Source organism: Hoylesella enoeca JCM 12259, assembly GCF_000613405.1.
Lineage (GTDB): Bacteria > Bacteroidota > Bacteroidia > Bacteroidales > Bacteroidaceae > Prevotella > Prevotella enoeca.
The window spans coordinates 1-25,207 of sequence record NZ_BAIX01000036.1; the positions used below are offsets into that span (position 1 = coordinate 1).

The window sequence follows — 25,207 nt, forward strand, 5'->3', positions numbered from 1 at the left end:
GGTTATATTTGCTTGTTTAATCATACTTCTCGTTTGATCCTTTTTTGATCGGCCCCTCGCTTGTTCAGCCTCCCATCCCCCTAACTTAGGGGGCGGAAGGGGGCGAAGGAGGCGAAGAACCGGGGGCAAAGGTAAGTAAAGATTCTTAAACAGACAAACGTTTTCCAAAGAAATTTTATGTCGAGTTAGGAATTGTATGGTTGACTCTACGGGCTGATGCCCACAATGCGCGCAATTTCTTTTCTTTGGGTTTTTCTTTTGAGTAAGGCAAAAATTTGCGGCCTTTGCTCCGAGATTAGTTGTTTATACATATACAATACAAAGATTATTAATCTCAGGGAGTCCTCAAAAGGGACTCCCCTTTTTGTATTGCTGGTATCGCTCTTCGGGGCTACGCGCCTCGGCCGCAAGGCAAACCCTCGGTTTTTTTTTCATTTTATTCCAAAAGTAGAAATACAAATATTGACATGCAAGACATTCCCATCAAGAAAAAAGGAATGGAAAATAAAGAGCATATGTTAGACGAGGTTGTTGTTAAGAGCACAAAAATTAAGATGATTATGAAGGGTGATACTATTGTATATAATGCAGATGCCTTCAATCTTCCTGAGGGAAGTATGCTTGATGCTCTAATCAGACAATTACCAGGTGCCACACTTAATAGCAATGGCGAAATATTCATCAATGGTCGAAAATTAGATTATCTTACGCTTAACGGCAAGGATTTCTTCAAAGGAAATAACAAACAGTTAATAGAAAATTTACCAAACTATACCGTGAAAAACCTAAAGGTTTTTGAAAAAAGTACTGATAGGAGCCAAGCAATGGGGGTTGACATTGATAAGAAAGACTACATCATGGATATCTTACATTTGGTCATTCACTCACAACTTTTGCCAATGTTAATGCATATAAAAAGTTGAAATCTGGTGATCGTATATCAGCATTTATAGAAGGTAACTATTTAAATACCACAAATTCGATGTTCAACAATTACCAGTTGAAGTACTTAAAAGGCAATGGTATAGATGACTATCGCAATCGATATGACAACACTCCATATTATTCCTACGATTATCGTTTAAGGCCACAATATTAATGATTTAATTTGTAACGTATACATTAGTAAGAACTTCTTTAAAGGAAAAATGGCAGCCAAACTTGAAGGGTACGATATATTTCATCAACTCAAGAGCATAAATTATGAGATAAACGGGCAAGGGAAAACCGAGACACGTTTTAATGCTATTCCAAATTACTTAATGTTGCATCTTATTTATAAGATGAATATAAGTGGAAAGAAGTGATGACTTATAGTAATTAATCGTTCCTTAAAAACTAATAACGACAGCAAGCAGAATAGTGAGTTCGATGAAGCGTGTCCAAGAGAAGTGGCGGACTTGCTTGGAAGAAGTCGACTGCTGCTTGTTCCTATCGGTTTTGTTCGATGCGTCTGCCTTGATGAAGGCAGGTGTATGAACGATTTCGTCAAGCCGTGAGGACAATGGAAGCTTGCTTCTATTGTCTCGGCGAGAAATCGAACTTTTAAGAACGTCTTGATTCATGATGATTGTATTCATTGTCAGAGTTTTTATTAGTTTGGCTTTCACTTCGTCCGCCGATTTTCAATTCAAGAGCAGTTACAAGATGCGCAGACAACACACGAGTTGTTGAGAGCTTTGCTCGAAAAAAGCCAAGTGTTTGAAAAACTCTTGGCGTGTGGAGTAGAGCGTTTATCTTGGCTCTTGACACTACAAAGGCTCCGGATGCTACTATATCAAGCCATGTCTTTACCTCCTATCGTTGGCATACCATTGACCTCAATGAGATACAAGCGTGTTATACTTGGAAAAGTGCAAGCCCTGATACAAGACCTCGCTTGCCATGCTTTCCGCTTCGGGGTGCGTGAAGCCCTGCATCACGGCATCGCAGAAGGCAGGCAATGAGAGCCATGTCTGTTCGTGCGGTGATAAACTTAGTTCGCCCTATAAATTCATTTTTTGCTTTCGACTCTAACTTCCGTTCCGTTCACCGTGATAACTTGCACATTGCTTATTGGATAAAGAGCAATCCTTTCCCCATATGCCGCAATGATTTTCTCAACAACCTTCTTAAACGGAAAATTCGTATAATGGGGCAAAGGATAGAAATCAACAACGCGCAACGCAGAAAAGTCTGAAAGTTCGGGAGCCTTGCTACAATCATCCATCTCTTTAACATATTCGATATTTGGCGACACAATTATTGAGCCGGCCGACTCCCCGATATACAGTTTCCCCTGTTCTATCTGTTCAACAATGATTTTGTCAGCCCCCGTCCGTCTCAACTCCTGAAGAAGAAAAAACGTATTTCCGCCCGTTATGTAGATATAATCGTTCCTTTCCAGTTTATCTCTGATTTCCGGCTCACTCGCCTGCGTCAGCTCCAATTCATCCACCGTCAGCCCTATTTTCTCAAGAGCTTTCCTGCCCGAACTAACAAAAAACTTCACCGCCTCAGGGATGCTCGCCGTAGGAATAAATGTCACCCTCTTACCCTTCAGATTCACACCGGCAAAGTCGGCAAAAAGCTTTGCCACATCTTTGAACGATGATGCCAGGAACAACTTTCTCTCTGACTTATCATTTCTATTTGCCACTTCTTTCCGAGCAATCTTGTTTTCTTCCATTTCTTCTACTTTTTGTGCATTCACACAGATAGCAAACAATAAGCAAACTATAAATGTAAACTGCCTCATTACTATTCGTTCAATAAATAAAACATATCAAAAAGCAAGGCGACGGCAAGCACAAAACCGCTGCCGCCTCACCCAAGAACACTGTCAACCGACAGCCGCCCGACCTTTTACGGCTTAACCAGCTTCACCGGCTTCTCAATAAGCTCATAAGTCACATCCGTAAGCGTGAAATACTTCTTCGATGGCACGAGCCGCACCATCGGCTTCTCGATGTGCACGTTGGCCAAAAACTTCTGCCCCTTAGGCACCGCACGACTCTTGAACGACGGTTTGAGCGTGCCGATTTCGCCAAACTCAACAATATCACCGTTAGCCACGATGTCGCGCGCAATCTCCGTAGCATAGCTCAACACAGCCTGAACTTCCTGCCTGTTGAACGTCGTAGATTTTGCCACACGTTCGCAAAAACTCTGAAAATCAACGCGATGCCTGCCCGTCGGCTGGGCAATCTGCATAATCTGTCCGGCCTTCGGGCCGACATTCAACTTACGTTCCGTAAGAACATACTGCAATGGTTTGTTTGCCATAATATTACAATTTTCGTGCCTCCACCCACTTCCCCGCATCGCCGGAGGCCTTAGCTCCGCAGGGAGTTCTTTTTTCTAATAACGCAACAACCGCAAGGTTTATTATCCGTAGATTATAAGTTTAACACAAAAAGCTTATCAGGAATTGTCGAAAAGCTTAAGAGCTTTGGTTGTGCATGATAAGTGTGTGGCAAAGATATGTCGTGCTGTGTGCGAGGTGGCTTCGGTATGAGGTGGCAGTCCTGCCTTGATGATGATATCCCTTATCTTGCGGTTGAAATGGCTGTTCGTGGGGAGCTCACGGAAGACCAAGCCCTCCTTTCGTCCGTCGCTGACAATGGTGAGTATCTCTTCGGCAATGGGTAACAAGGGGACAATGCTCCTGTTCTGTGTCTTTGTGCGACTGAGCGATATGTACCTACACCCATCTCCGAATGTATAAACATCGTCCATTCGGAGTTTCTTCAAGTCTGAGAATGCCAGCCTCGTGAAACAGCCCAAGAGGAAGATGAGCCTGCAATGATTGTCCACCGAGCGGTGAGGGCGATATGATAGAAGTTTGTGTAAATCGTCAGAAGTGAGGGCATTGTGCTCGTAGGTGGGCGTTTCTATATCTATCAGTTCAAAAGGCTCTTCACGGATATATCGTTGCTGCAATGCTTTTCGGATGACTTGATGCAGGTGGCGCAGACGGTTGGAAATAGTGCTTTCCTTGTTGCCCAAGTCTCGTAGCATGAACAGTCTGTAGTTCTCTATGAGGTCTTTGTCAGCCTCTTTGGGAAGACAGCTCTCATTCCCTTTTACACTCAGAAAATGGACAAAACTCCTTTGGCTGTCCTTGAATGTCTTGACTGTTGCTTTACTGAGCGTATTTCCCTCTAATTCCTTCTTGCTTTCACAAAGGGCTTGATAAAGTTCTATAAGTGTTGGTACGGGCTTCATGTAGCGCAGATACTGCTCTTTGAGGTATTCAGCCGTGATATAGTTCTCTTCCTTAATGTGCGTTCATAGAGAGCATGAAGTTGTTCATCCATTGAGTTTAGTTGCAGATTGACGGCATTTGCTCTCTTTGCTGATACTTTCATGCGTCTTTTCTTTGCTTGTCAATCATCAGAAGAGGTGTATAAACCCGTTGAGAATGAGGATGAAGCACCATTGCAGGTGATACGGCATCGGATAACGCATTCATTCCGTTCGTTTGTCTTGCTTCTGTCTATGTAAAATAGAATTGAAAGTGTACTTTTCATTGTTCTTGGACTTTTTAGTTGATTAAACGATATTGTGCGATGAGAGGGAGAATCTTCTCCACATCCCGAAAGATACGCTCCGGGGAGGCCTCCGCATACACTTGTGTGGTCTTAATTTGGCTATGTCCGAGCATCTTCGACACACTTTCCATCGGAACGCCCTTACTCAAAGACATGGTGGCAAATGTATGCCGGGCAAGGTGAAAGGTCAGGTTCTTCTTGACACCGCAAAGGTCGGCTATTTCTTTCAAATACGCATTAGTCTTCTGATTCGTCAGTATGGGGAATAGTTTGCCATCCCGATAGGTCTTTCCACTATACTTTGCAATGATGCGCTTCGGAATATCGAGAAGTAGGACATTTGTTTCCACGCTTGTTTTCTGCCTTTTGGTCATAATCCACTGCTTATCATCAAGTGTTACGATATTGTCTGGTGTGAGATTGGACACGTCGATGTATGCCAGACCTGTGAAGCAAGAGAAGATGAAAACGTCCCTTACCAGTTCCAAACGCTGGATGCCGAAATCCTTGTTGGCTATCTTCATGATTTCTTCGTCCGTGAGGAAACCACGGTTTACCGGCTCCAAGTGGAAACGATGATTGAGAAAGGGGTCGTGAAGGAGATAGCCACGCTTTTGTGCATATATGGTTACGGTTTTGAGAGCCTTCATTTTCTTGACCGACGTATTGTAAGCGCAACCTGCCACAGTACTCAGATATAACTCAAAGTCTTGTACCACGGATGGTGTGAATTCTGTCAGTCCTATATCCTTTCTTCCATATTTATGGATAAGGAACTCTGAGAAATGTCTTCTCAAAACACTGTACTTTTGCAGACTGTCTTTGCTGATGGTGTGTCCGACACGCTGTCTGACATCTTCGTTGAACTTGTCAAATACCGGGAGAAAAGTCGTGTATTCCCTGTCTTTTCCTACAAAGAAAGAACGGATTTTTTCCAATGACAGGGACTCGTCATCCTCAAACTTGCGGTAAATTCCATTCAGTGTAGTGGAAATGGAGTCCAATGCCGCATTGACGGACAAGTTTTCTGCCGTCCGACCTTTAAGTCGGCTTGTGGTATTATTCCACATTGTCTTATCCACGAAAATTTTCGTAGAACCAAAATTTGACATCTCTCCGTTAAGGAATACACGGAGCATTACAGGCGATTTTCCTTCTTTGTTCTCATAGTTTGAGCGTAGGTAGAAGGATACCTTGAAATTTGTTCTCATAATGCATCATTCTTTTGTGTAGCACTCGGCTGCAAAGTTAATATATAACATACTGAAACAGAAAGAATTGATGCCTTCAATTTGGTATTCAAAATCCCGTCATTGCTACATTTTTTATTGTTACAATTTTTGTGTAGCAGTTTATGTAGCAGAATTTGACCGAATGATGATTGTCAAAACATAGGTTTATGCCGTCAGGCGATAGAGGTATATACAAAGAAAAATCGTTGTAAAACCTTGATTTTACAACGATTATCTAAATTTTGAAGGCTAAAATGACAACTTTTGTGAAGTCCTTTTGAAGCCTATTAGCGGAGAGAGAGGCTCTTTCTCTTGAACCTTCAAATAGTATCATAAACGCTCAATCTGTTGTATAATAGCACTTTAAGTAGAATGTTAATAAAATAAGATTTCATGGAAAATCTTTGGTAGAATCAATTTTTGGGTGTAAATTTGGGTGCAGAAATCAAAACACCCTAAAGTATGAACATCAAGCGAAATATTATCTTCACGTTGGAAAGCAGGAAGAAGGACGGAGTACTCATTGTAGAGAATGTGCCTATCCGTATGCGTGTCAATTTTGCTTCCAAACGAATTGAATTCACAACAGGCTATCGTATTGATGCTGCGAAATGGGATACTGATAAGCAGCGTGTAAGAAACGGTTGCACAAACAAATTGAAACAATCAGCTTCTGAAATCAATGCTTCACTCTTGGGCTATTATACAGAGGTGCAGGAAATCTTTAAGAAGTTTGAAGTAGAAGAAATAATGCCAACTCCTGAACAAATTAAAGAGGCATTCAATGCGCTGCACAAACCTATAGAAGAAGTCAAACAGAGAAAATCAACACCTAATGCTTTCTACAAGGCCTTCGATGAGTTTGTGAGAGATTGCGGACGACAGAATGATTGGACTGATTCTACTTACGAGAAGTTTTCTGCTGTGAAAAATCATTTGATGAACTTTCGTACTGAACTTACATTTGATTTCTTTGATGAGAAAGGTCTAAATGATTATGTTACCTATCTTCGTGATGTAAAGGAAATGCGCAATTCTACTATAGGCAAGCAATTAAGTTTCTTGAAGTGGTTTTTACGTTGGGCTTTCAAGAAAGGTCTGCATCAGAACAATGCTTACGATAGTTATAAACCTAAACTCAAAAGTACACAGAAGAAAATCATATTCCTTACATGGGAGGAACTGAACAAACTCCGAGAGTTCGAAATACCAGCTGCCAAGCAAGCTTTGGACCGGGTGCGTGATGTATTTCTTTTCCAATGCTTCACGGGCTTGCGCTACTCCGATGTGTTTAATCTTCGTAGAAGTGATATAAAGGGCGACCACATTGAGGTAACGACAGTTAAAACTTCTGATAGCCTGATTATCGAATTGAATAAACATAGTAAAGCAATTCTTGATAAATACAAGGATGTGGCATTTGAAGATGACAAGGTGTTACCTGTTATAACTAACCAGAAAATGAATGATTATCTTAAGGAATTAGCAGAACTCGCAGGCATTGATGAACCTGTACGTCAAACTTATTATAGAGGTAATGAACGCATTGACGAAGTTACACCTAAATATGCCTTACTTGGAACACACGCTGGTCGTAGAACGTTTATCTGTAATGCACTTGCATTGGGGATTCCTCCGCAAGTAGTTATGAAATGGACTGGGCATAGCGATTACGAGGCTATGAAACCATACATAGACATTGCGGACGACATCAAAGCGAATGCCATGAGTAAATTCAATCAATTATAACACTGAAACAATATGAGCCAAGAAATAAATAAAGCAGAGAAACAAGATTTATCACTCGTTGTTCAAGCCATCGGTTCCGACCTCGAGCATACACAAGTACGCATGATAGCCTCTGCAAACGCAGACATGCTTTTCCACTATTGGAAAGTGGGACATTTTATCCTCTATCTCCAAAAGAAAGAAGGTTGGGGAAGCAAAGTCATTGACAACCTTTCTAAGGCGATACGTTCTAAATATCCAGACAAGAAGGGGTATTCCACTCGTAATCTTATCTATATGAGCCAATTCGCCAAAGCCTATCCTATGGAGATTCTATTAGAAATGGGTAAGGTTGAAAAACAGCTTAATAGTCCTTCGGTAGATAATGTATTACAACTTACAAACGAACTCAATCAATTTACGCAAGAACCTCTTGCGCAAATTCAAGCTATAGGTAATCAAGGAGATATAATTACGCAAGAAGCTCTTGCACAATTAGGAGAGATATCAGAAGTACTGTCTGTCATTTACCAACACGATATAAATCAGATAGAAGAAATTTTTAAGCAGTCTGCCGTAGTTCGCACTAATTGGGCGAGCCATGTTATATTGCTTAATAGCAAGCTGCCTTTGGGTGAACGTTATTGGTATATCACGCAGCGATTGCCAATGGTTGGAGTAGTAATGTTCTGCAAATGCAGATTGAAACAAACCTTTTCGCTCGGCAGATTACGGCAAAGAAAGTGAGCAACTTCTCTGTGCGATTACCCAAACCGCAAAGCGACCTTGCCAACTATCTGATAAAGGACCCTTACATCTTTGACATGATGGGGCAGGCAGATAAAATGGCAGAACGAGACATTGAACGGCAATTGGTTTCGCATATCACCAAATATCTTTTGGAAATGGGCAGTGGCTTTGCATTTGTGGCACAGCAGAAGCAGTTTGAAGTAGGTGATTCTGATTTCTATGCCGACCTCATTCTCTATAACATCCAACTACATGCATACGTTGTTGTCGAACTCAAAGCAACACCCTTCAAGCCTGAATATATGGGACAACTTAACTTCTATATCAATGTAGTAGATGATACCCTACGTGGCGAGCACGACAATAAAACCATCGGCTTGCTTCTCTGCAATGGTGGCGATAAGGTAGTAGCGCAATATGGCCTCTCAGGTTACGACCAACCAATTGGTGTGAGTGATTACCAACTATCAAAGGCTATCCCTGATAATCTAAAATCTGCTTTACCTACGGTGGAGGAGGTTGAAGAGGAGTTGTCTAAGATTATAGAACAAAAGGATATTATAAAATGAAACAAGACTTACTTAAAAAAGTTGCACAAAAAGGCTATGATATTAGCTATGCTGCCAATCTAAATTTTGCAACTTATGATATCGTTAATAAACTGCCAGAGTGGATAGCTTTCTTCTCTATTGTTGCAGGCATACTTGGTCTAGGATGGTCTGAGTTTACAGCTAAACCCATTTCGATTGCAGTACTAATATTCAGCATTGTTAGTATTTATATAGAACGTTTTACTCCCAATATCAATGAATATAAAAATCGAGGTAAAAATAACACCCAAATGGCCTATCAACTAAAAAATCTCTATATGAAGGTAAAAAGTATAGAAATAGAAAAAGATGAGGACTTTCAAAAAATTGAAGAGGTATATGAGAAAATTGAAATAGAATTTAATAAAGGTTCAGAGCCTAATCAAATAGTTTTTGCTGGATGGTTTGCGCATTATAAGCTATTCTGTGAGAAAGATGTCGATTGGCTGGATGAGCAGTTACACTTTGAGTTGTGGAAAGATAAAATCCCACAAAGTGCTAAGTGTTGCATAATTATGGTATGTCTTGCTGTTGTTATATATTATTGCTGTGCTGTTCCTCTATTGAATGATTTCTTCAAACTAATTATGTGCATTGATTAAATTAAAAATATTATGGATGTAGTAAAAAAAAAGAGGTGAGATTATTAGTGCAGAACGACGCTCTTTGGTATCACAAAGATATAAGCGAATTACCCGTGCTGTAAATTTAGAGTTTTGGGGAAATGATAGTGTGAGTAATCATAGTTTATATGTTGGCTCATATGGTAGAGGTACAGCTATTGATACAAGTGATATAGATATGCTTGTTGAACTACCTAAGGATGAATATGAAAGGTTCGATGCCTTAAAAGGGAATGGTCAATCAAGATTGTTGCAAACAGTAAAAAATGTAATTCTAACAACCTATCCAAGAAGTAATGTTAGGGGAGATGGACAAGTTGTGGTAGTTGACTTTTCTGATGGTATTAAATTCGAAATACTACCCGCATTTCGTCAAATAGATTGGATAGGAAATTGGAATGGTCAATATACCTACAGACTCTAATATGGGAGGAAATTGGCTGACGACAAACCCGAAGGCAGAACAGCAGGCAATGAGAAAGAAAAACATTGAAAGCAATGGTTTATTGTATGATACTTGCAAACATATGCGTGAAATACGAGATAATTATTTTCCTAGTTATCATTTGCCAGGTATAGTGATTGATAGCTTTGCATATCATTATATCTCAGACTGGCATTGGCTTAGAGAAGGAGAACAAAGTTCTAATCAACCAAAAGGAACATACGAAAAGAAACTTTATGCGGCTTGTCCATCTTGGGGCATTTTTCTTACAGCTCCAGGTAGTGGTATGAGTGTAAATACGACAAAGTATCTCGATGTTTTAAACAAAGTATTAAGTTATATGGCAAATGAATAATTGTATCTTTATAATTTGTTAAAGACACCCCAAGAAACTGTACCAAACAATTTTCTGGGGTGTCTTTTGGAGTGTTTGTTATTTTTTCAAGTGCCTATTCAACTCTCTCTGTTCCTGTTGGATTCGCTCCTGTTGCAAAAATAACTCGGCTTGTCGTTGTATGGCTTGCTCATAATCGACAACTTTCTGTTGCATCTGCTGAATGGCTTTGGAATTGCGGTGCGTGATAAAGATGCTGTCAAGATGTGTAAAGTCTGAAGCGGTGGCTTTGCCTTGCATGCGCAGATAGCGATAGCGCAGGTCGTAATCAGAGGCTGTTTGCAGCTTGTTGGCTCCCATACCGAAGAACCAGCAACTCACCATGACCAGCCCACAAACCAATAAAAGCAGCATACGCTCGGCTAATTGAATGCTTGCAAATAGCGAGTAGTTCTTGTATTCTACGGGCTTTTGTTGTTTACTGATAAGCTGTTGCAAGGCTTCAAACTTTGGGTCAAGCTTCTTACTCGACTCTGATAGTGCCTCCAAAACAAAAAGTTGGTGTTCCTTGATTTTGGCTTGGGTTTCTTTCGAGAGATGGATTTGCACGGTTTCTTGTGTTTTAACACTATCTCCCTTTGGAATAGATAGCTGTTCTGTAATAGTAGTGCGCAGTTCTACCTGTGCCTTACTGATGGCTTTGCATTCTTGTTTAAGTTCTTCGAGCATATCAAGAACAGGTGCTATTTCGTTATTCATACTGATATAAATTTGATGTGATTAAATTCTACGTTTGCGATTTGCTCTATTGTGAAGTTTCTTTTGGAAGCGGAGCTCATCAACATCTACGCCATTACTTGGTGTTGGCATAGAAAACACTTCACTAATTGCTTCAGATAGGTCGGTAATGAAATAGCTTTCATCTACAGAATCTACCATAGGCTCATTTTGTAGATTAGTTTTCTCTTGTTTGTGAGAATTTTGTTCTATCTCAGCATTGAGGCGAGAGAAAGAGCACGTTCGGTCTATCTTTGAGCCACTGAAACTACATCCGTCTTTTTCAAAGATGATTCCTTGAACAACATCGGTGTTGCCTTTCGTTTTGAAACGAGTGGTAATACCTTGTTGCTCTAACCCTGCAACAAAATCTTTCCAAGTCTGAGATTGAAGTAATATAGACTTAATGGTATCGAATATCTCGTATCGTAATTTATCCTCACCTCTCAATCTTGAGCGGTTTACCTCTTGCTTTCCTTCGCCAATGGTTAGACCATAACGCTCTGTCAGTTCTCTACAAATCTTCGTTGAACGATACTTTTCGTTGTGGTCGCTGATGGTTTTGCCATTGTTACCAATGCGATTGATACAAATGTGCAGGTGAGGATGATGGCGGTCACTGTGCCTTACGATAAGGCTCTGTGTGTCGCCATAGCCCATTTTATGAAGATATTCGTTGGCAATCTTCACCATTGTTGCATCTGTCAGTCGTTCTGAATCATGTGCTGAGAATGAGAGTATGGTATGACAAACTGGTTTTTGTACATTCGGACGCATAGAGGCTTGCAAGTTGAAGTCGTGTGCAATGTCATTTGGTAAAGAACTGCGTACGCCATTAGCTTGTAAAACCTTGACTTGACCTTCGCGTTTGCTGAGCATATAATTGACAACTCCACTGAAGTTTGTTCCTTTAATAATCTTGGCTATCATGGTTTCAATCGTTTCATGAGTTCGTGAATAAGTTGTTTCAGCGCATTCAATTCTTCATTGAGTGAAGAAATGCCGAAAGCATTGAGCCGATGGGCTATCTGATTGAGATTGTTTGCCATGCCCGAAACCGTACGGATGAGTTGCATTTCCTCTGGCTTGATTCGGCTCTTTACTTCTGCATTTGTTATGAGCTGCCGTAAAAACTCTGTTCGTGAAATAGAGGCTTCACGTGCTTTTCCCAACAAGGTGTAATACTCCATTGTATTAAGTCGAAGAAGCACTTGATATTTCCGTTTCTCTGATAAAGTTTTAGTGGGTCGTCCACCTTTATTTTTCTGTTCCATTTTTTATTTTTTTGATGAGACCAACGGGATTTTCACCTCCCAAAGGTGGGAGCAAGTAGGTTTTGAGATACTCAAAACACAAACTTGCTTCCCTGATAAACACTATCTTCTAATACCACACTTTATGGTTGGTAATAACATTTGTTTCTCTTTGACTTTAGATTGAGCAACTAGCCATTCGTTGAGGTCTTTGTGAGTTTGATAGCGAACAGAACCGTCTATGATAGATGGGCAAAACTGCTTCAAAACTTCAAACGTTTTTCGTCCTGCTTCATCATTGTCCAGAAAACTCTCAACTTGCTTGTAGCTTTTTAACTTCTCTTGAATACGTGGCAAAAGAGCCAAAGAATTAAGAACTATGGTATCGCAAGCTGAAGATGGATTTAGCGTTTGCCACGAAAGGAAATCCATAAACCCTTCAAAGATTTGTAAAACGTCTGTGCCTTTACTAATAGTTGTAATCGCTTTTGGAGCAATGCAGCCTTTGAAATAAGGACTACGAACTTCCCAACCGCCAGCATCGTTTGCAAACCCAATGGCATAGTATGTCCGATTGGTATTATTGTATCGAATTTCAGAACAGAACCTATTGGCGATGCTGAGAGGTACTCCTCGTTCTGCGATGTAACGTAACAAATAAGGATTGGTAAGCGATTGCACAGATATGATTTCTAATTTGTGATTAGAGGTTTTTCTTTCACCGCCAAAAGAAAAATCTTGATGCACTATTTGTTTTGAACCGATTAGAAGTTCAATAGCTTCGTACATGGTACAATGCTGTAAAGCACGCACAAGGTCAATAATATCTCCATATTCGCCAGTTCCGAAGTCATACCATTGATTACGCTCTATATTTACTTTGAATGATGGAGTACCTTCGTTGCGCAGCGGGGAGCAGTACCAAAAATGAATTCCTTGTACTCGCGCAGGTGAATAACCCTGTTGCTGCAAATAATCTGTGATAGAGATTTGCTTGATATTTTGTATTTCCATTGTGATTTTGTTTTGATGTTTGAAATGAATAACTCTCAGCCTTTTTCTTTTGGAGGCTGAAGGTTTTAGGATTGGTCGGACAGTCGTACACTATAGGCACACCTTTACGTCCGACCAAGTTTGTTTCTCTTTGGTCGGATTGATTCAGGTATATATAGCCTGTGTCCGACCGACCAAAGGTTTTATTGTAGAGAATTATGACTGAGCCGATATTTTCCTCGTTCTTCCTTAACCACTATGCCTTTGTTGAGCAAGAATTGTAAAAGCTCCTTGAGTTTAGTTTGCCCATAGGATAGCCCCACAATCTTAGCATAAGCCTCTTTGAGAGCTACGATAAGTTTACTATATGGCAAGACTTCATTTGTAGAGAAGACTGGTTCCAACGCTTTTCGATGTTCGTTAGTGCTTAACTCTTGGTAGGAGAAACGATGTGACTTCCGTTCATTGTCCGAATATGAGAGATCTATTTGGGGAATGCAAATATCGTCTTCAACCTCCTTAAGTCGAAAGGCAAACTTTTCAAAGGGTTTGGAACGAATGATGGAAGGTGCAACAATACTGCGTTCAGGCATAGTGTTGTCCTTTATGATTTGAAGAACTGTTTCAGCCTTGTTGTTGAGTTCCGTCCCAATATGTCCTCGTGCGTTGTCGTCGCCCTTGTTGAGGTGAAGTACAGTTTGGATGTGGATGTTTTGCTCGCTCGTCCATTGCATCAGGTCGCCCACTAACTTGGTTGCTTCCGTTGAGTTGTTGATGTCGAGCATCAAATCACGAATGCCATCAATGACTACCAAGCCCACGTTGGGCGTGTTGTAGATGGCATAGCGAATGATTTCTCTGCGCTCGTTAGGGTCAGCAATGGCTCTAAGATGACTGAACTTCAAATTCTGCGGTTCCTTGTCTATCGGCAGTTTTGCCAATCTCAAAATACGTTGCATCACAAGTTGGCAATGATAAGGACTTTGTTCCGTATCAAAGTAAAGAATTGTGCATTTACTCTCAGGAAATGATGCTTGATATTCCAGCACCTTTCCATTGATAAGAGCTGCAGCTACGATGGCACTCACATTGAAAGTCTTCTTGGCTTTCGCCTTACCTGTTGATACACTGAAGTTCCCCAGTGTGCCAATAATGGCTTCACCTGCTTGTAGTACAACTGGAGGGAGCGCAAACTCATCGGTTACATGAATGAGCGACTTTTGCCAAATGTTTTCATAATCAGTTGTATGCATCATCGTCCTCCTGTCTTTCGCCCTGCCAATTCCAGTGCAAGGTCAGCATCAACAATAATCTTGCGTCCTACTTGTGTAATAGCACGATTGATTTTACCACTCTGCTTGATACGGTTAGCCGTAGGCAAACTACAGCCGAAGAGGCGTGCAATGCCAGCCAACCCGTACACATATCGCTTTTCTTCTTTGGAGGAAGAAGTCTTTGTTGATTCCCTGCTCGTGGATATATTACTGTGTTGTGCAAGGAAAAGCAATTCTTCACCAGTCATCTGCCAAACAGGCTTGTCCAGTAATTCATTTATCGTCATAATCCAATTTTTTGAAATGAATAACTCGCCCTTGCGCATAGGGCATTCAGTCAGGTCTGACGATGCAAAAGTAGAGAGCTTTTAATGCTTTTCCAAGAGGCAGGGATACAGCGGGAAGTATATTGGAAAGTTGGGAAATCATAGGGCTTCACGAGATGAAAGTTAGCATTTCAGAACTACTTATTCAGAAGTAAATTCATCATCGCACACTATCAGTTTTTAACACCTTTGCTACGAAATCGAGAACATAGCTGTTCCTTATATGTAAAAACTTGGAGCGTTTCTTTATATTATTGAGAAAATTTTATACCTTTGTAATCAAAATAGGTTCTAAAGAGATGTCTCAATATAGTTTCTCATACAACTACGATTCGCTAAATGATGCGTTCAATGCGGTGAATAGGAAGGGAAAGATGCAGAAAAGGTATCTTTCACCTGAGTATTTAGCTTCAGCTCAGGAATACCGAGATATGAGAAAGGAGCTAAATGAAATATTGAGAAAGAAAACGGCAGAGCGTACGGAGGATGAAGCAGACCTTGTTGACTTTCTGAAGCAATCGATGAAGAAGAATGCTCAGCAGCAAAAAGCCTTGTTGCAAGAGCATCTTATTAAAGTGTCTTCAAATATTTTATCTAGTAGTTTTCGTTTCAACCTCACACCAGATTCGTCAGCAGATCCAAAGAAACCTGTTTATTCTATTGGAACTACAGCTGAAGAGTTTTTCGCAATGCAAGTCCTTTGCCGGAATGTGAAAAAGCTGTTTAATATATCCATGTCAAGTCGCAATGAGATTCTTTCTCAGCTAAAGATATTGTTGAGAGAGGATAAGAACAGGTACTATATAATCCGAACGGATGTTTGTCACTGCTTCGAGTCAATACCGCATGATAAGTTGTTTGGGTATTTGGAGGGTAACAATCTGCTTGATGTAAAGAGCAAATCCCTTTTGCGAGGACTCATTCGTAAGGAGTTTGAAGCCAAGAATCTGCGCCCACTTGTACGGACTCCTCAAACCGGTATTCCACGAGGTTGTGCTATTAGTTCGCTACTCTCTGAATTCTATTTGTCCAAGATAGATGAGGAAATTAGGCGTACACTGCCAGGAATAGTGTTCATGGCAAGATATGTGGATGATATTATTATCGTGGTACACCCAGATTTAGATGAAGAGCACCAGTGGTCATTGAATGATTATGTCAAAGCTCTAACTAATGCGTATATTAAGTATGGTTTGAAAATACACACACCTGCTACAGATGAAGAAAACAAATGCTATACTTATGATTCTCAAGGTACCGCAAGCCTAAAATTTGATCTTCTAGGATATACCCTACAGTCTATCAAAGGAAATAAGGATAAGCAAGGCATTTTCTCTTTATCTAAGGACAAAAAGAAAAAGTTATCAAATCGTATATCCAAGACTTTTCTGAAGTTTGACCATTTGCTAAATACCGCATCTTACGATGTTGCGGCTCATTATTTGTTTGATGCATTACATGTATTAACATGTAATATTAACCTATATAATGCTAAGAGAGGCGTGAAGGTGGGTATATTTTACTCAAACCAATTGTTGGACAATACAAAAACACAAGATTTGGAAAAGCTGGATAATGATCTTCAAAAGAAGTGTGCCCAAATATCATTGAATGGTAAGGCAGGTGTTGATCCGGCTAAAAAGTCACAGATAGAAGCAACCTTGAAGAAACAGCTTGCTCAAGTATCCTTTGTTAAAGGCTTTTGTGCTCATAAGCGATATAAGATAAAAAAAAGCAGACTGCAAATGATAAAACAGTCATGGGATGAGAAACAGAAAGAAGATAAAACTTAGCTATAGCAAAGAGCGAGTCCTCTTTTCTGATGTCTTGCCCTACGAATGTCCTATAATATTCTCAAACCGATATTTGTATCGATTTCTTGCCAAATATTCATGGGTTGGTGAAGAACAAAAAGATCATGGTATTAAGTACAATGTTTTAAGTCAATCTAAACGTTCAAATGAAACTGATGCGAATGTTTTTGCTGCATTGCTATTCGGATCTTATGAAAAACATCAAAAAATCGGGACAATACAACATCGACTTAATGCTTTATTCTACCCCTATCAATTTAATATCGCTCACAAGAAAAATAAAAACAGAACGTTGTCTATTATACATCCATATAATCAGTGGCAAGTTGTTGAGTTTTATGATAAGTATAAGTATTCTATGCTCTATCTTTGTAATCAGAGCACATACTCTATTCGCAAGCCACATAAGATAGCACAAAGCATTTATTATAGAGATAGACTCCATCGAAAGTTGTTAGGACGTAAGATTGATAATGTTGAATTGTTCCTCAACGAGTATGAAAACCAGAAGACTTACTATAGTTATGAGAAGTATTCAAATATATACAAGTTCTATGAGGATTACAGATACCAACGAGCAGAAAAGAAATTCAAACATCTTGTGAAGTTCGATTTACAGAGCTGTTTCGACAGTATTTACACCCACACCATAAGTTGGGCGACTGCAGGAGGTGCGGACAAGGTAAAGGTTTTGCCTGGGTATCATGGTTCATGGGTTGGTGATGCATTTGACAATCTAATGCAGTCCGTCAATGCTCGTGAAACAAATGGTATTGTAATAGGTCCGGAGTTCTCTCGGATTTTTGCAGAGATTATACTTCAATATATTGACCAAAAGGTTGAACAGGAACTGTTGGAAGAAAAACTTTACCAGAAATCTAACTATGAGTGTTATCGGTATGTTGATGATTATTTCCTCTTCTATAATGACGAAAAGGATAGAAATTTCTTCATGGAAGGTCTGACAAAATGGCTTAAAGTATTCAAATTGCAGATTAACCCATCCAAAACAGAAGAGTTTGAAAGACCTTTTATAACAAAAATAACATTAGCCAAACTACGAGTAGAAGATTTACTGAACAACATTTTTTCGATTTCACTTTGTGAAGATGCGGAATCGTGTTCGAACGTAGAGAAAGAAGATGAAACTGAAGGCGAAGATTCGGATAAAGACAGGGAAATATTTGTTATGAAGTTTAATAAATACCTGTCTGCAAATAGCATTAATGCTCAAATAAAAGCAATAATTAAAGAATGTGAAATTGAATATCGCGATATAGCAAACTATCTGCTTGAGAAAATGGGTCAACGTCTTGACACTTTTCTTAATCGATATGAAATGGGCTTCAATCAGTATGAGCGTCTGATGATAAAAGAAGATACAGATAAAGGAGATGTAGAAAATCATGCACTACGAGTACAAAGGAAGCTCACAAGTTATCTTATATCCCTGATAGATGTAGCGTTCTTTGTTTTCAATAGCAACAGACAGGTAAACACAACATTGAAATTGCAGAAGATAATGAATTCCATTGTTATCTATGCAAAGCGGCATGGTGATTTCAAAACTAATCCTAAGGTTAGATTCCAAACAATAAGCAAGGACATTATCTTTAAGAAGATTCAAGATGAAATAGCCTTGGTACTAGCTACAACGGATTCACATCGAAATACCTTGCATGAAAGTCTCTATCTGTTAATATTAGCCAAAGAGTTAGGTTCTGCATATCTGTTCGCACCTGAAGTTATTAAATCGTTTATTGATAAAAGTGACTTGCAGTATAACCTATTCGCATGCATTATATTGATGTATTACTATGCTAACCACAAGTGTTATAATGAGCAAAAGACAGTATTGAAAGATAAGATTTTGAAAAAGTATCGACTTGTTACGGAGTCGGAGCGTAAACGCAATTCAGAACTCACGATTCTCACGGCGGATATGATGACATGTCCCTTTGTGGATGATGCATATAAGCAAAAGCTCCTTACATTGATGGGCATTACTGAGATGAATGATCAACGAAAGATATTGCGCTTTGCTAAAAAGCAAAAGTACATTTTCACTCGCTGGACAATGTTTAATTTGAATAAAGAATTACAGGCAAAGATTTCACAGGAGGTATATTCGTAGCTTCTGTAACAGCTGTTGGTCCAACTATACATTCACACACATAACCTTCAAGCTAGCCGAAATGACGCAGGAAGTTACGTTTTCCAAAATGGTTGGTTAGGATTGTACCGAATGTGAGATCTTTCCTTTTTTCAAACTTATAAACCTCTCTCAATAATGAACTACTCCCAAGACTATTAGTCTTGGGAGTAACTTTTTTCTTAACTGCTTGATTTTTGGGTGTAATAAAGGGTGTAAATCGCATAACTTGCTGATTTACACCCTTGTTTGCGGAGAGAGAGGAAAATGAACATTTTTCTCAACTCCTTGTATCATAGCAATTTATACTTTCCTGTTTTCTCTCTGTAACCAAATTGTAGCCACAAGAGAGTATTTTGAGAGTACCCATAGATACTGTTATGAGAAATACACACTTGTATTTATCGCGTTCAAAGGTACAAAAAATATGAACTGCCGCCAAATATTTGATTGAAAATCTTTTAGAAAGATTCCGGCTACAATTTCAGTGCACGGTGCAAGCCCTTATATATAAAAGGGACTTGCACCGTGCACTGACGGTCTATCCGTGTGTGAAACAATAAAAATTGCAAATGGCATCATATTGCCAACATTGGCAATCTAATATTCTTAAAAAAGGTTTATTTCTTTCGAACTTTGCATTTAGAAATCAAATTAATTAATAAATATGGATAAGAAGATGATACCCCAAAAGAGAGAGGGACACTTGTTTATCGTGCTTCCCACTCTTGAAGACATGCTGTCTTTTTGTAAGGATAGCAAGATGAAAGCTCAAGTTGCTGGTATGGAATATTCCAACTTCAGGAAGCATTGCAGAATGCAGACAGATTTAAGAATTGACACCTATACTAAATGTGCCTCGGCATTCGATATGGATGTGCTTCTTTTGCATCTTCCCAAGGGAATGATAGAATCTTTGGTGCATACTACCGAAGACAAAGACCATAGTTTCTTTACAATTGAAAAAGAAGATCTCATCTTTTTGTTGAACAAACTCTGTCAGGTAGATCACAAAAGAATGATTCAGCATATCATATTTCTTGCCAACTGTATAGTAAAAAAGCAAGACTGCATATATACATTTCATGATTTGATAGAAGTAATCGAGGAACTTATTCAAAAACTGATGCGTGATGACAGAGAATAACATGCTTCCTGCTACCCTTTTGGAGGAAATACATTCCTTGAAAGAGAGCATGGATCGAATTGCAGGCTTCATTTTTGAACTGAAACAGGACTATGCCGTGTTGGAAGAAAAGATTGAACTGAACTCTTCCGATGTTCTTCGGCTTCTCGGCATATCCAGAGCTTCATTGGCGCGATGGAGAGACAGTAAGGTTATCCCTTACCGTTATGTCTCCTGCAATCACGTGGTCTATCCCTTCAAAGGACTGTACATTGCAATCAAGACGGGACGTGCGTCCTTCAAAGGCTTTCGCAGGGTGGAAGCTCTTCAAAGGCTCAATGCCTACAAAGACGGCATATTGAAAGGCTATATGGGAGACTCACAAATTTTGTTTGAGGAACTATGAACATTAAGGAAGAAATCTTGGAACACACAAACAGGGGACTGGAAGTCTTCAGTTTCTATATGCCGATTGATTTTGTTCCCAAGCGGAATTTTCGGAATCCGTTATATGAGGACAAACGGGCTTCCTGCAATATCTATTTTGACACGAGGTCGAAGTGCTATCGCATGAAAGACTTCGGTAACGAAATGTATTCCGGTGACTGTTTTTGGTTTGCAGCCGCAATACAAGGCTTGGATATACGGAGGGACTTTATGAAAGTGCTGAAGATGATTATCAATGACCTGCAACTGAACATTTCATTGCCGTACAATGATTGGGGCGAAAAAAGCAAGTCGAATGCCAATATTCTTCCCAAACCTCCCACATCCGTGAATGCCAGTAAGCAGGCAGGCTCCAAAAAATGGTTCAGGATCGCAGAACAATCTTACAAGGATAACGAACTTGGATTTTGGGCACGGTATGGCATCGGAACGAAAACCCTGCAGCGCTTTCAGGTCAAGTCCATTGCCCGTTTTGAGTCGGTCTCAAACCAAGGAAAGGTATATACCATTCATTCTTCTTCGGAAGAACCTATGTTCTGCTATGCTATGAGGAACTTTGTTAAAGTCTACCGTCCATTCAGTAAAATGCGGTTTTTGTATGGAGGAGAAAAAGTGGAAGATTATGTGTTCGGCTTTGAACAGCTGCCCAACAAGGGCGACATACTCTTCATCACGGGTGGAGAGAAGGATGTGCTTTCCCTCTCCGCCCATCATTTCAATGCCATCTGTTTCAACAGTGAGACTGCACAAATCCCAGAAAGCATAATCGAGAGCCTGCTGCTTCGTTTTCGCCACATCATTCTCTTATACGATACGGACGAAACCGGTCTTAGGGAGGCAGAACGGCAAGCGGAAGTCCTATCCGCTTATAAGGTACTTACCCTGACACTTCCCCTGCAAGGCATCAAAAGCGAGAAAGATATATCCGATTACTTTGCCTTAGGCATAATGAAAAAGAATTGAGAGGGCTGCTGTCAACCATGCTCTCCCAAATTTATACACAGACCATCATGATGCTACGTTCATGTGAAATAGACTATGACAATCCCCCCGATGCTTCAAAGTCCGTTGTGACAGTGAATGGCGTACCGTTGGGGACACAAGACAATCTTTTTTGTATTACGGGCGGCGAAGGTACGGGCAAAAGCAATTATGTGGCTGCCATTCTTGCCGGGACATTAGGAACAGAATGGTTACCTTCCGAGAGAACATTGGGATTGGAAATTACGCCCAACCCTAACGGCTTGGCGGTATTACACTACGACACCGAACAGTCCGAGGCACAACTGCACAAAAATTTGGGTAAGACCTTACAACGTGCTTCATTGAAAACCGTACCGGAGTTTTACCACTCCCTGTATCTTGCGTCGCTCTCCCGTAAAGACAGACTGAAACTTATCCGTGAGAGTATGGATTTGTTTCATCATAAGCATGGAGGTATCCATCTTGTAGTGATTGACGGCATAGCCGACCTGATACGCTCCGCCAATGATGAAACGGAAAGTATAGCCATCGTTGATGAGCTTTATCGTCTGGCGGGTATCTACAATACTTGTATCATCTGTGTCCTCCACTTTGTGCCTAACGGTATTAAGTTGCGTGGGCATATCGGTTCAGAACTACAGCGCAAGGCAGCAGGTATCCTCTCTATAGAGAAAGATGACAATCCCGAATACTCAGTGGTAAAAGCACTGAAAGTCCGTGACGGGAGTCCGCTGGATGTACCGATGATGCTTTTCGGCTGGGATAAGGCAGAGGATATGCACGTCTATCGTGGCGAGAAGTCCAAGGAAGACAAGGAGAAGCGCAAGACCGATGAACTTATTGGTGTTATTAGAGACGCTTTCCGAAGTTCTCTCAAACTCTCATACCAAGAACTGTGTGAGGTTCTGATACGTGAAATGGAAATCAAGGACAGAACTGCGAAGAAATATATTGCCTATATGAAAGAGCAACGTATCTTGACACAAGATGTAAATGGAAACTATCAAAAAGGAGAACTATGCCATACTTAGACCATCAGCCTGAAGATACATGGCAGAAACGCCTGTTTGATAAACTGAAGAATGTGGAAGATAAGCTCGACCGTTTGCTCGTCCTGCGGGAACAGGAAATAGATACAACCGTTCACCCTCCATTGAAACCGGAATACTTGGACATCATCGATGTTTCCAAAATCTTGAAGGTGGAACAAAAGACTGTTTACAACTGGGTTTGGGCAAGGAAAATCCCTTATCTCAAAGCTAATGGACGATTGCTTTTTCTTCGGGAAGAGATTGATGTAATGGTACGAAAACGGGGGGAATAGTAATTCCTTGCTGCCATCAAAGACTATTGGCATTTATTTTGCAAGAATGAGAAATAATGCGTACATTTGCAAACAGAAAGATCGTTGCGGATTCTTCGCACTTCAACGAAAACAGTACTCGCTTGGCATACACCATTGGATCTGCCGGTGAGTCTATTTTATGAACTATGCCCAATAAGGAATTGCGCCTGATACTGTTTGATGCCATTAAGATAGCCTTACCGACAAAGATGATTTATCATTTCTGCATTTGATACTGCTCTTAATGAAAAAATCATCGCTTACAATGATTTTTTTTGGCATTTTCCTTGCGTATTCAAAAAAAACAGTTAACTTTGCAGTCAATATGACCTCCCACGCTTCCCATTGGAACAGCGCACCCGGGGAGGTCTTCGAGTTTATATACGGTTATGAGGTACGAAAAGAAGCCGATAGACACATCTGAGCAGGTAAAAAAACTGCACGATCGAGGACTTGACATTGGAGATGAAACACTTGCTGCCCAATATCTTCATAACATAAGTTATTATAGGTTACGAGCATATACATACCCTTTTCAAAATAATGAGGAAGGTGCTAATCACGAGTTTCTGAGAAAGGACATTTCTTTTCAAGATGTGATAGACCTCTATTGTTTTGACAGGCGTTTACGCTCTTTAATCTTCAATGCCATTGAAAAAATCGAGGTGGCATTAAGGACACGAATAGCCTTAACTTATTCCGTTGATGAGAATGATGCCTTTTGGTTTCTCAATCATAAGCTATACTATCAGCACGATAAGTTTATCGCATTGACACGCAACGAGGTCATAGACGGTAAGCCTGTTGTGGGTGATTTGATGAAAGAGGTCAAGCGAAGTAATGAGGAATTTATAGCCCATTATTATCAAAAATACAGCGAACCAGCTTTTCCGCCGGCGTGGATGACCTTAGAGGTTGTTTCTATGGGAACATTGAGTAAGTTGTTTTTTGCTCTGGACAAGAATAATCCTTCAAGTAAAACTATATGCAGGGATTTGGGACTTTACAATGTCGACATTCTGAAGAATTGGATGCACGGTTTATCGTCCTTGCGCAACACCTGTGCCCATCACAGTCGTGTATGGAATCGTCGCTTTACAATAGGATTGAAGTTTCCTTATAGGACGAGCCATCCTTTCTTGTCAAAGCAAGAGGCTGCAACGATAAGGGACAATAAATTGTTTGCCTACCTATCTGTGATTTTGTATTTACAACAAATAATCAGTCCTGACAGCTCGTTTAGAAAAAAATTGCTCAACCTGTTGGATGAATCTCCTAAATTGGTTGTCTTGAAAGATATGGGCTTTCCTGAAAATTGGAGAGAATACACTTTGTGGGAATAATATAATTCGATGAGGGTGTGCCATTTTGACACACCCTCATCATTATTTATCGCAGTCTGGATTTTGCAACACATCCCTTACTTTCTTCTTGTTTGTTTCTATTATTCATAGCACTTGAATAGATTATGCCTCCCTTGTCCTTTTGAGTATTTTGGTTATTATTGCTATTTTGCCTTAAATACTCGGGCTGGTCATTTTCGTTTGATTTTTCATTTTCTTCATTTGACTCTTTCAATGTAAGGGCTATCTTTCTATCCAACTCTGCTGATTGTCCTTTAAGTGCGCGAAGCTCGTTCTCTTTTTTCCAAGAACTGTTTGCAATAGTAATGTAAACACCCTTATTGGCTGTTACTTTCTCCATTTCCTTCTCGTGCGATTCTATCACCTTTGGAATACGCTCCAAGGCATTAACGAAGTTCTGACATGCGAGTTTCGGGTCTGTTGCCAACTTTCCATTATTGTAAGTGTAGTAGATAGACTCCTGCCCTTTCACAAAGAAGCGGTTCACCGAGCAGTCGAACAAGTCCTTGGAAGTGCTCTCTGTCTTGACCATGATGGAAAACCCATAAATCTCACCAATTTTGTTGTACTCGCCTTTGGTGCGAGCTTTTTCGTCTATTTCTTGCAGACGGGCAGTAATAACCTTGATGTCGGTACTGTCTTCCACACCTTTGATTGTCAGTTTATTGACAGGTAATCCCTCGGTATCACGCTCCACGCGCTGCTCAAAGAGAGCCAAGTCAGACTGTGCCTCCTTGATTTTGTCCGTATGAAAGGATACGGAACTGTCAATCTCTGCCAGCTTGCCCGTTGCTGCATCACGCTCGCGGAGGAAGTTCTTGCGCTCGGATTCCAAGGTGGTAATCTTCTTGTCAAGTCTTGCCTTCTCCAAAAGGTCGGTATTACCCGAAAGTACGGCCACGTACTCTGAGAAGTTCATGCCGCTGTCCTCGTCCATTGAACCCTCGTCAATGGTACGACTGCCAAGCTGGTTACTTTTTAGCTGATTGATGAAGAGTTGCTTGTTATGCAAAAGGTTGAACTTATAACTGTCCAAGGAACGTTCCACGGCATAGATAATCACATCGACCTTGTTGTCGGCAAACTCCTTGGCAACAAGATTTCCCTTGCGCACGGCT

19 protein-coding genes and 9 pseudogenes are annotated in these 25,207 nt (G+C 40.3%); 14 read left to right on the plus strand and 14 right to left on the minus strand.

Annotated features, from left to right (window positions below; all coding sequences use genetic code 11):
- Positions 1-212: 212 nt before the first annotated feature.
- A pseudogene (locus JCM12259_RS17755) lies at positions 213-311 on the minus strand (IS30 family transposase); the annotation flags it as partial.
- 132 nt (positions 312-443) lie between these two features.
- Here JCM12259_RS17755 and JCM12259_RS17760 point away from each other — a divergent pair.
- Positions 444-1,096 (plus strand): annotated as a pseudogene (locus JCM12259_RS17760) (hypothetical protein); the annotation flags it as partial.
- A 244-nt stretch (positions 1,097-1,340) separates the two neighbouring features.
- Here the strand turns inward: JCM12259_RS17760 and JCM12259_RS14910 are convergent.
- From JCM12259_RS14910 to JCM12259_RS09650, 6 genes and pseudogenes are all read right to left on the minus strand, one after another.
- Positions 1,341-1,580, minus strand: a pseudogene (locus JCM12259_RS14910) (hypothetical protein); the annotation flags it as partial.
- 246 nt (positions 1,581-1,826) lie between these two features.
- Positions 1,827-1,980, minus strand: a pseudogene (locus JCM12259_RS16240) (DUF1896 family protein); the annotation flags it as partial.
- Positions 1,981-1,993: 13 nt separating this feature from the next.
- Entirely contained in the window at positions 1,994-2,668 is a 675-nt protein-coding gene (locus JCM12259_RS09635) for a peptidase E (protein ID WP_051559310.1), read from the minus strand.
- Between the two features lie 176 nt (positions 2,669-2,844).
- A complete protein-coding gene (locus JCM12259_RS09640; protein WP_025066307.1) occupies positions 2,845-3,264 on the minus strand; it encodes an HU family DNA-binding protein in 420 nt (139 codons plus the stop codon).
- Positions 3,265-3,450: 186 nt separating this feature from the next.
- A pseudogene (locus tag JCM12259_RS14915) lies at positions 3,451-4,349 on the minus strand (site-specific integrase); the annotation flags it as partial.
- Between the two features lie 176 nt (positions 4,350-4,525).
- Complete coding sequence (locus JCM12259_RS09650; RefSeq protein WP_025066308.1) at positions 4,526-5,743, minus strand: site-specific integrase; 1,218 nt, start codon at positions 5,741-5,743, stop codon at positions 4,526-4,528.
- 483 nt (positions 5,744-6,226) lie between these two features.
- On the opposite strand from JCM12259_RS09650, the gene JCM12259_RS09655 reads away from it, so the two are divergent.
- From JCM12259_RS09655 to JCM12259_RS17360, 5 genes and pseudogenes are all read left to right on the plus strand, one after another.
- Positions 6,227-7,513, plus strand: coding sequence for a site-specific integrase (locus JCM12259_RS09655; RefSeq protein ID WP_025066309.1), 1,287 nt, complete (start codon positions 6,227-6,229; stop codon positions 7,511-7,513).
- A 12-nt stretch (positions 7,514-7,525) separates the two neighbouring features.
- A pseudogene (locus tag JCM12259_RS14920) lies at positions 7,526-8,811 on the plus strand (PDDEXK nuclease domain-containing protein).
- Positions 8,808-9,434: an SLATT domain-containing protein gene (locus JCM12259_RS09665; RefSeq protein WP_025066310.1), complete on the plus strand. Its 627-nt coding sequence runs from the start codon at positions 8,808-8,810 to the stop codon at positions 9,432-9,434. Before JCM12259_RS14920 ends, JCM12259_RS09665 begins: the two are co-directional and overlap by 4 nt.
- Before the next feature lie 64 nt (positions 9,435-9,498).
- Positions 9,499-9,879, plus strand: coding sequence for an SMODS domain-containing nucleotidyltransferase (locus tag JCM12259_RS17355; protein ID WP_234396592.1), 381 nt, complete (start codon positions 9,499-9,501; stop codon positions 9,877-9,879).
- 1 nt (position 9,880) lies between these two features.
- Positions 9,881-10,255 carry a hypothetical protein gene (locus JCM12259_RS17360; protein ID WP_234396593.1) on the plus strand — a complete coding sequence of 125 codons (375 nt, stop codon included), beginning with the start codon at positions 9,881-9,883 and terminating at the stop codon, positions 10,253-10,255.
- Between the two features lie 78 nt (positions 10,256-10,333).
- Here the strand turns inward: JCM12259_RS17360 and JCM12259_RS09675 are convergent, their stop codons facing one another.
- From JCM12259_RS09675 to JCM12259_RS09700, 6 genes are all read right to left on the minus strand, one after another.
- A complete protein-coding gene (locus JCM12259_RS09675) occupies positions 10,334-10,993 on the minus strand; it encodes a hypothetical protein (protein ID WP_025066311.1) in 660 nt (219 codons plus the stop codon).
- Positions 10,994-11,014: 21 nt separating this feature from the next.
- Positions 11,015-11,941, minus strand: a complete 927-nt coding sequence (locus JCM12259_RS09680) for a relaxase/mobilization nuclease domain-containing protein (RefSeq protein ID WP_025066312.1) — start codon at positions 11,939-11,941, stop codon at positions 11,015-11,017.
- Positions 11,938-12,285, minus strand: coding sequence for a plasmid mobilization protein (locus JCM12259_RS09685; RefSeq protein WP_009435722.1), 348 nt, complete (start codon positions 12,283-12,285; stop codon positions 11,938-11,940). The genes JCM12259_RS09680 and JCM12259_RS09685 overlap by 4 nt, the downstream gene beginning before the upstream one ends.
- 102 nt (positions 12,286-12,387) lie before the next feature.
- Positions 12,388-13,278 carry a DUF8464 domain-containing protein gene (locus JCM12259_RS09690; protein WP_025066313.1) on the minus strand — a complete coding sequence of 297 codons (891 nt, stop codon included), beginning with the start codon at positions 13,276-13,278 and terminating at the stop codon, positions 12,388-12,390.
- A 182-nt stretch (positions 13,279-13,460) separates the two neighbouring features.
- Positions 13,461-14,513 carry an AAA family ATPase gene (locus JCM12259_RS09695; RefSeq protein WP_025066314.1) on the minus strand — a complete coding sequence of 351 codons (1,053 nt, stop codon included), beginning with the start codon at positions 14,511-14,513 and terminating at the stop codon, positions 13,461-13,463.
- Entirely contained in the window at positions 14,510-14,818 is a 309-nt protein-coding gene (locus JCM12259_RS09700; protein ID WP_025066315.1) for a DUF3853 family protein, read from the minus strand. Before JCM12259_RS09700 ends, JCM12259_RS09695 begins: the two co-directional genes overlap by 4 nt.
- Before the next feature lie 272 nt (positions 14,819-15,090).
- Here JCM12259_RS09700 and drt3a point away from each other — a divergent pair, with 272 nt between their 5' ends.
- The 8 genes and pseudogenes from drt3a to JCM12259_RS09740 all read left to right on the plus strand — a co-directional run bounded on the left by drt3a (position 15,091) and on the right by JCM12259_RS09740 (position 24,068).
- Entirely contained in the window at positions 15,091-16,650 is a 1,560-nt protein-coding gene (gene drt3a / locus JCM12259_RS09705; RefSeq protein ID WP_234396594.1) for an antiviral reverse transcriptase Drt3a, read from the plus strand.
- Positions 16,622-18,805 carry an antiviral reverse transcriptase Drt3b gene (gene drt3b, locus JCM12259_RS09710; protein WP_025066317.1) on the plus strand — a complete coding sequence of 728 codons (2,184 nt, stop codon included), beginning with the start codon at positions 16,622-16,624 and terminating at the stop codon, positions 18,803-18,805. The genes drt3a and drt3b overlap by 29 nt, the downstream gene beginning before the upstream one ends.
- Before the next feature lie 685 nt (positions 18,806-19,490).
- Positions 19,491-19,970, plus strand: a complete 480-nt coding sequence (locus JCM12259_RS09715) for a hypothetical protein (RefSeq protein WP_025066318.1) — start codon at positions 19,491-19,493, stop codon at positions 19,968-19,970.
- Complete coding sequence (locus tag JCM12259_RS09720; RefSeq protein WP_025066319.1) at positions 19,957-20,355, plus strand: hypothetical protein; 399 nt, start codon at positions 19,957-19,959, stop codon at positions 20,353-20,355. Before JCM12259_RS09715 ends, JCM12259_RS09720 begins: the two co-directional genes overlap by 14 nt.
- Positions 20,352-20,655: pseudogene (locus JCM12259_RS17765) on the plus strand (bifunctional DNA primase/helicase); the annotation flags it as partial. The gene JCM12259_RS09720 and the pseudogene JCM12259_RS17765, both read left to right, overlap by 4 nt.
- Positions 20,656-20,804: 149 nt before the next feature.
- Positions 20,805-22,411, plus strand: a pseudogene (locus JCM12259_RS14930) (AAA family ATPase); the annotation flags it as partial.
- Entirely contained in the window at positions 22,399-22,704 is a 306-nt protein-coding gene (locus tag JCM12259_RS16245; protein WP_081784192.1) for a helix-turn-helix domain-containing protein, read from the plus strand. The pseudogene JCM12259_RS14930 and the gene JCM12259_RS16245, both read left to right, overlap by 13 nt.
- Before the next feature lie 410 nt (positions 22,705-23,114).
- Complete coding sequence (locus JCM12259_RS09740; protein ID WP_008566169.1) at positions 23,115-24,068, plus strand: Abi family protein; 954 nt, start codon at positions 23,115-23,117, stop codon at positions 24,066-24,068.
- A 46-nt stretch (positions 24,069-24,114) separates the two neighbouring features.
- Here JCM12259_RS09740 and JCM12259_RS09745 read toward each other — a convergent pair.
- A pseudogene (locus JCM12259_RS09745) lies at positions 24,115-25,207 on the minus strand (helicase); the annotation flags it as partial.